The organism is Methylosinus sp. Ce-a6 (assembly GCF_009811655.1).
Lineage (GTDB): Bacteria > Pseudomonadota > Alphaproteobacteria > Rhizobiales > Beijerinckiaceae > Methylosinus.
In genome coordinates, this window is sequence record NZ_BGJX01000038.1 from 23642 (window position 1) to 30671 (window position 7030).

General features: G+C 61.5%; 5 protein-coding genes. All 5 read left to right on the plus strand.

The window, feature by feature from the left end:
- The first annotated feature begins 126 nt into the window (after positions 1-126).
- The 5 genes from Mspo_RS17045 (at position 127) to Mspo_RS17065 (ending at position 6828) form a co-directional block, all read left to right on the plus strand.
- Positions 127-483, plus strand: a complete 357-nt coding sequence (locus Mspo_RS17045; RefSeq protein WP_159731843.1) for a hypothetical protein — start codon at positions 127-129, stop codon at positions 481-483.
- 83 nt (positions 484-566) lie between these two features.
- Positions 567-2861, plus strand: a complete 2295-nt coding sequence (locus Mspo_RS17050) for a TonB-dependent siderophore receptor (protein ID WP_159731845.1) — start codon at positions 567-569, stop codon at positions 2859-2861.
- 208 nt (positions 2862-3069) lie between these two features.
- Complete coding sequence (locus Mspo_RS17055) at positions 3070-4290, plus strand: PepSY domain-containing protein (RefSeq protein ID WP_159731847.1); 1221 nt, start codon at positions 3070-3072, stop codon at positions 4288-4290.
- 71 nt (positions 4291-4361) lie between these two features.
- The gene (locus Mspo_RS17060; protein WP_244613517.1) at positions 4362-6344 is read left to right on the plus strand and encodes a TonB-dependent siderophore receptor; all 1983 of its coding nucleotides are present in this window, start codon (positions 4362-4364) and stop codon (positions 6342-6344) included.
- Positions 6345-6621: 277 nt separating this feature from the next.
- On the plus strand, positions 6622-6828 hold the full coding sequence (locus Mspo_RS17065) for a DUF1289 domain-containing protein (RefSeq protein ID WP_159731851.1): 207 nt from the start codon (positions 6622-6624) through the stop codon (positions 6826-6828).
- Positions 6829-7030 lie beyond the last annotated feature (202 nt).

Genomic DNA, 7030 nt, shown 5'->3' on the forward strand with positions numbered 1-7030 from the left:
TGGCGAAAATATTTGCGCAATAGGGCTCTGAAGCGCTTGATCTGCAATTCGGCTTACGTAAAATGGTGCGCTATGTGGCTTTTTTCGGCACGAAAAGTATTTTCAACGCGCGCGATAATGGCGGGCGTGACGCTTTGCTTGTTCGTGCTGCAGGGACTCACAATCACGGTTCCGTTGGAACTCGTCGGCGACCGCGGCGCTGCGGTCGATGTCGTGACGTCGGCGGACGGCCGAATTTGTAGAACGCATTTCGGCGACGGCGCTCCGACGCAGGAACATTCCGGCCATTTCCTGTGCTGCATCGGCTGCCTGAATAGCCGCGACGCATCGGCGTTCGCGCTCGCCGTGCTGTTCGGCGTCGTCGCCTATTCGTCGCCGAAAGCGGCCATCTCCACGATCCGCTTTTCGATGGCCGACTCCGGCAGCCCTCCTCTAGGCTGGGCCACGTCCTGGTCCTCGCGCGCGCCGCCTTTCGTCTCCTGATCCGACCGAACGCATCGGCCTGAAAGCCACAAATTTTCAGTTCGCTCAAAGCGGCCGGAAATGGCCGCAACGGGAGTCGTTTCATGTTTCGCTCGACTTTGTCGCGCGGCGTTTCCGCCGGCGCGCTTACGCTCGTCCTTATTTCTTCCACCGCGCGCGCGCAGGAGACGCTGCCTACGATCGACATAGACGCCACACGTCCGAGCCCCGGCTCCGAGTCGGGACGGGCTTCGACTGAACCAAAGACGCCGGAGCAAGGTTATGTCGTGCGCAACGCCACGACAGGCGCGAAGGCCGATATTCCAATCCGGCAGACGCCGGTCTCCGTGCAGGTGATCCCCAAGCAGGTCATTCAAGACCAGCAGATCACAAACGTTCAGGAAGCGATCGAAAATGTCTCTGGAGTGCATTCGAACAGCAACGAGCTGGAAGGCTACAATTTCACCATTCGCGGCTTCCGAAGCCTCAACATCTATCGCAACAATCTTGCAATTCCGAGCGGAGACAGCAATCCCGGCGCCTTCGACACTGCGAACTTGGAGCGTATCGAGATTTTGAAAGGCCCTGCGTCGATCCTCTACGGACGCGCGGAGCCCGGCGGACTCATCAATCTCATCACGAAGCAGCCGCTCGACGAAAGGCGCGTGGTCGTGGAGCAGCAATTCGGCTCCTACGATCACTACCGCACGCAATGGGACGTCAACGCGCCCGTCGCGGAGGTTCCGGGCCTCGCCTATCGCGTTTCCGGCGCCTATCAGAACAATGGCTCATTCCGCGCCTTCCAGGGCGGAGAGCGGGCGCTGGTCGCCCCAGTGGTGAGCTATCGCCCGAGCGCCTGGACGGAATTCACCGTGGACACGCAGTACCTCGGTCAGCGGGCTCAGAGCGACACCGGAATTCCGGCCTTCGGCGCCTATCCCGCGCCGCTGCCGCTGAGCCGCTCGTTTCAGGAGCCGAACGACCCGCGCGATCATATCGAGAGCTACAGCCTCGGCTATATCTTCAAGCAGAACATCGATGAGAACTGGAAGATCACGAACAGATTCAACTACGCCGCGACGCCGCTGTTCTCGAAGCCAAATCTCGTCGGCAATTGCGTCGACACGACTTTCTGCCTCGACGCCGATGGCCGCAGCCTGCAGCGCACGACGCAATATCAGTTCATCTCCGGCCAAGCCTTTTCGACGAACATCGATCTCGATGGAAAGTTCGACGCGCTCGGCGGACGGCACATATTCCTGATGGGGCTCGATTATCTCAATAGCTATTATGATTACTATTACAGCAGCGGCGCTGGCGTCTATTCAATCGACGCATTTGCGCCGTTCTACGGAACGGTTCCGTCTTATGCCTATTTGGACGGCGTGATCGGGACCGGTTTCAAGTCGCACTCCTCCAATCTCGCGCGTCAGAAGGGCTTCTACGTCCAGGATCACGTCACCTGGTTCGACACGCTGCATCTGATGCTCGGCGCACGTTACGACGTGGCCGATGTAACGGGCGGCGTTTCGGAAGGCGGCTATGATCCCGCGACAGGCGCGCCGCTCTACGACGCCACGAAGGACCTGGCCATCGCCAATCGTCTGCGCGCCAGGACGCGCACCGACACGGCATGGAGCCCGCGCGTCGGACTCGTCTACGACCTTCTTCCCGAATTGAGCGTCTACGGCAGCTATTCGGAGTCTTTCGGCCTCAACAACGGTTTGTCCGCCTCTGGCGAAGCCTTCGCGCCGCAACGTGGCAAGCAGTGGGAAGTGGGCCTCAAGGCCGAGCCCCTGCCGGGGCTGACAGCGACGCTCGCCTTCTACCAGATCACCAAATCCGGCGTGCTGACGCGCGACTATTCCTCGCCCGACCCGCTCGCGCGCACGCCCGCGGGCCTACAGCGCAGTCGCGGCGTCGATTTCGATGTCATCGGCCGTGTGACCGACCGCATCGCGATCGTCGCCAATTACGCTCACATCGACGCCAAGGTCATCGCCGACAGCCTGAGAGATCCGCTGGCGCCTTATGGAAGCGGCTTTCTCTATGACCACCTCGTCAACGCGCCGCGCCATTCGGGCAAGATTTTCATGACGTATGACTTCGGCGAAAACGGATTCGGCCTGCGGATCGGCGGCGGCGTCACGGCGACGACGCACGCCTGGGGCGATCTGCAGAACACATTCCTCATTCCCGGATGGGCGCGGCTCGACGCCTTCGCGAGCTATACGACGCTGCTCGAAGGTCACAAGCTCACCGCGCAACTCAATTTGCGCAACATCGACAATGTTCGCTATTTCACCGGAGTCGACAATTTCTTCAACGCCAATTCGCGCTTCAATCTATTGGCGGCGCCGCCCTTCACGGCGGTCGGGACATTGCGGGTCGAGTGGTGAAGCGGAGTCGACCCCTTCCCCGTTAGCCGAGATGAACGCAGCGAGCCGGGGGAACGCCGCGCCGATCGCGCTTCTCCCCTCGCTGTGTTCTTCGCCTGCCGACTTTCCGCCGAACTCGATGATGTCGAGTTCGGCGCCGGCAACACGCAAGCTGGGAACGCCGCCCCGCGACTCCGAGCCAGAGCGCCTTTGCTGAGGAGTGAACGTCATGACCCGCGCCTTCTGCGTTCTCCTGCATCGCTGGGTCGGCCTCGCCACGGCGGCCTTCCTCATAGTGGTGGGGCTCACGGGCAGTCTGCTCGCTTTTTGGAACGAGTTGAACCATTGGCTGACGCCGGACCTCTATCCGATCGAGGCCGTCGGGAAAGAGCTCGATGCGGCGTCGCTCGCGCGCCGCGCCGAAAAGATCGCGCCGCAAGGACAGGTCGTCACCGTCTATCTCGGCTACCCCGGCTCGGCCATGATCGGCATGGAAGCGCGCGAGGGCTTGCCGCCACTCGACTTCGGCTTCATTCACCTCGATCCGATCACCGGAAGGGAACTGGGGCGCGCGACATGGGGCGGTTTTCCCCATTCGAGGAACGACATCATGCCGTTCGTCTACAGCCTGCACATGTCTCTGGCGATAAGCCCGGTCGGCGATTGGGCGCTCGGAATCGTCGCCTTGCTGTGGACGATCGATTGCTTCGTCGCTTTCTATCTGACGCTGCCGCCGGTTCGCGGAAATTCTCGCAAGGGCTTTTTCTCGCGCTGGAAAGACGCTTGGCGGATCAAATGGCGGTCTTCATTCTATCGCGTCAATTTCGACCTGCATCGGGCTGGTGGGCTCTGGCTGTGGGCGATGCTGCTCGTCTTCGCCTGGTCGAGCGTCAGTTTTACGCTGCCAAATCTCTATGGCGGAGCGATGCGGCTTTTTCTCGATTACGAAACGCCTGTCTGGGCGCGGCCGATCGCTCCGCCGAGCAGAAGCGACCAAACGGCGCCGCTCGAATGGGAGGAGGCGCAGGCGATCGCCGAACGAGCGATGGCCGCGCTGGCGCGCGATCACGGTTTTTCGGTCGAACGGCCGCTCGCGCTCTATTTTCTTCGCGAACGAGGGCTTTACGAGTACCGGGTGCGCTCGACGCGCGACATCGGCGACAAGGCCGGCCGGACATCGCTGTTCATCGACGCGCGCACGGGCGAATTGCGATCGTTCAGCCTTCCGACGGGCGAGCGCGACGGGACGACGTCCACGACCTGGCTCATCGAGCTCCACACGGCCAATCTGTTCGGACTTCCTTACAAGCTTTTCGTTTGCGCCTTGGGATTAGCCATCGTCATGCTGTCCGTCACCGGCGTCTATATCTGGTGGACGAAGCGCAAGGCGCGCCGAAGCCGATCGCAAGCCAAAGACGTTCGACAGGTCGAGAAAGCCGGACTGACATGATCGACGCCTCTCCTGCCGGTCGCGCCTCTGTCGCCACTATGGCAGCGCTCCTCGTCAGCGCGATTCCGGCAATGTCCGAAGAGACGCGCTCCGACGACGACCGAAACGGACGCGTCGAGCGGATCGAAGAAGAGCCCCGTTCGCGAAGCGGGCGCGCCGCGCCTCGCTCGCAAGATCTGGGCAAGGCCGTCAGCGGTGTGTTCGTCAACTCGACATCATCGAATTCTGGCTATTCGCCGAGCTTCGTCATGCGCGGCTTTCCAGCCGGACTGACTCTCTTCGACGGCGCTGCGCACGGTTTCACGTCGCAGGATGTCGATCTCTCCACAGTCGACCATGTGGAATTCTTCAAAGGTCCGAGCGCCATGTTGTTCGGCAGGGCGCTCGGCGGCTATAGCGGCGCGGCGAATTACATCAGAAAAGCGCCGACCGACGCGGCGTTCCTCCAAGGCGTCGCGACCGTCGGCGCCTTCGACGTGGTTCGATCGACAATCGACGTCAACACGCCCTTGAACGACGCCCGCAACCTGCTATTTCGCGTGACCGGCTCCGCGCAGACCGTCGGGAGCTTCGTCGATTTCGTGCGCGCCAGGGGCTTCGACATCGCCCCCATGCTCGCCTATCGGGCCGACAACGGCGACAAGATCACGCTGCGCGCGGAACACAACGCCAATCGGCTCGTCTACCGCGACGGCGTTCCGGCCTCGCCGATCTTTCTCGATATCCGCCGCGAATTCTACGCAGGCGCTCCGGCCAACGAACATGAATCTCCATTTTCCGACGATCTGACGTTCACATATGAACATGCGCTCGACACGAATTGGAAGGTCGCCGCGGTCGTCGACTATTTCCTTTCCGCCAATCGCTACGGCTGGTTTCAGGGGTGGGGTTACGACGGCCTTCGCTCGCTGACGCTCGGAAATCCAGTCCGCACGCGCGGCGCCACGCGCAGTTTCGACGCGCAACTGCGCCTCGATGGTCATTTCGCTACGGGCTCTCTTTCGCACGCGGCTTTTCTCGGCCTCGAACATTGGGACTATTTTTTCGGCCATTCGGACATGATCGCGCGCAATGCGCTGCTTCCGATCGATATTTTTGCGCCGATCTATCCGCTCGGCGTCGATTATGCGGGCGCAAATTGGGCGAATGGGACAGCGCGCGCCTGGAGCCAGTCGGCCTATGCGCAGGACTTGATCGAGCTCTCGCCGCAATGGCGCATCCTGATCGGCGGCCGTTACGACCTTCTGGCCCAACGCGAACTGATGTTCGATCCCTTCGGCGCCTTGTCGGGCGAGGCCGTGGCCAACGTCGCGAAAGGCGTGAAAGGCTATTTCAGCCCGCGCGCCGGACTTCTGTTTCGGCCTTCGGAACATACGCAGCTCTTCGCCGCCTTCGGCCAGTCGCTCATTCCGAATGCGTCCGTGCGTCTGAAACGCGGCGAGACGCCTCCGCCGCAACGAGACACGCAATACGAAATCGGCTGCAAGCACGAATTCCTCGATCGCAAAATGAGCTTCGAGCTCGGGCTTTTCGACGTGACGCGCGATCACGTCGCTATTCCCGATCCGGCGAATCCATCCGGATTCTACTCTCTCGTGACCGGCCAGCAGCACAGCCATGGCGTCGAAATCAATGTCGGCGGTGAAATCCTACCCAATCTGCGCATCGCCGGCGTCGCGACCCTCTTGCACGCCGTCGTGACGAAGGATTCCGATATTCCGTCGCAGAAAGGCGGCGATCTTCTGGGAGCGCCGCGTCGCGTCTATAGCTTGTCCGCAGATTACGCCTTCGATTCGGGCGTCCTGAAAGGCCTCGGACTGGGAGCGAGCTATTACTATGCGAGCCGCGCGCAGGCGACGCTCCCCAACACATACGGCTTTCAGCTCGCGCCCCAGCAGATGCTCGGCGTCTCGCTCTCCTACAGCCTCCACGACAGGCTCAAGATCGAAGCGAGCGCCACAAACTTGGGAAACCTGCCAAATTTCACATCGAACGGCGCGTTCTACCGCGGCGAGCCGCGGGGCTTCAGCGTCAGCCTCAGTTATAGGCATTGAGAAGAGCCGGCTCCGGAAATTTGGACAGTAGCGTGAGTGATGGACTGGATGCCCCCTCCTGACGGCGTCGCGATGCGCCAAAGTGGTTCAGAGGCTTCCGACCGCGATCGTCTGCGGCCTTGGGCAGACGGCCATCGCGATCCGACTCGATTTATGGGGTCATTGACTCGTCTTATGCGGTCGATCAGACTCGATATATGAGTCTGCGCTGCCTCAGTTTGGCTTGGAAAACTGGGACTTGCAGGAAATCGGCGACTCGACTTATGAAGAAATGCACATGATCGAAACGCCCTGCGTCAAAATCTGCCGGATCGACGCGCAGACCGGCTTTTGCATCGGCTGCGCGCGAACGATGGCGGAGATCGCCGGCTGGCGGGACGCCTCCGAGGAGGAGCGAAAGCGCATCGTCGCCGCCCTCCCCGCGCGGCGCGAGCGTCTGCGAGAGCCGCAGGCGGAGCGTCGAGCCGCGCCGACTCCGTCATGAGCTAAGACGAGATCATGCGTCTCGCCGATTTGTATCGGCGCGCCCGGATAGCCTATAGAACCATTCGGCCGCAAATATTACGCCGCGAAGGCGGTATCTTTCGCGGTATCTTGCAAAGAGGGGCGTATGACGAAACGCGCATTGTTGACGGGCGTCACCGGGCAGGACGGGGCCTATCTCGCACAGCTTCTGCTCGGCGAGG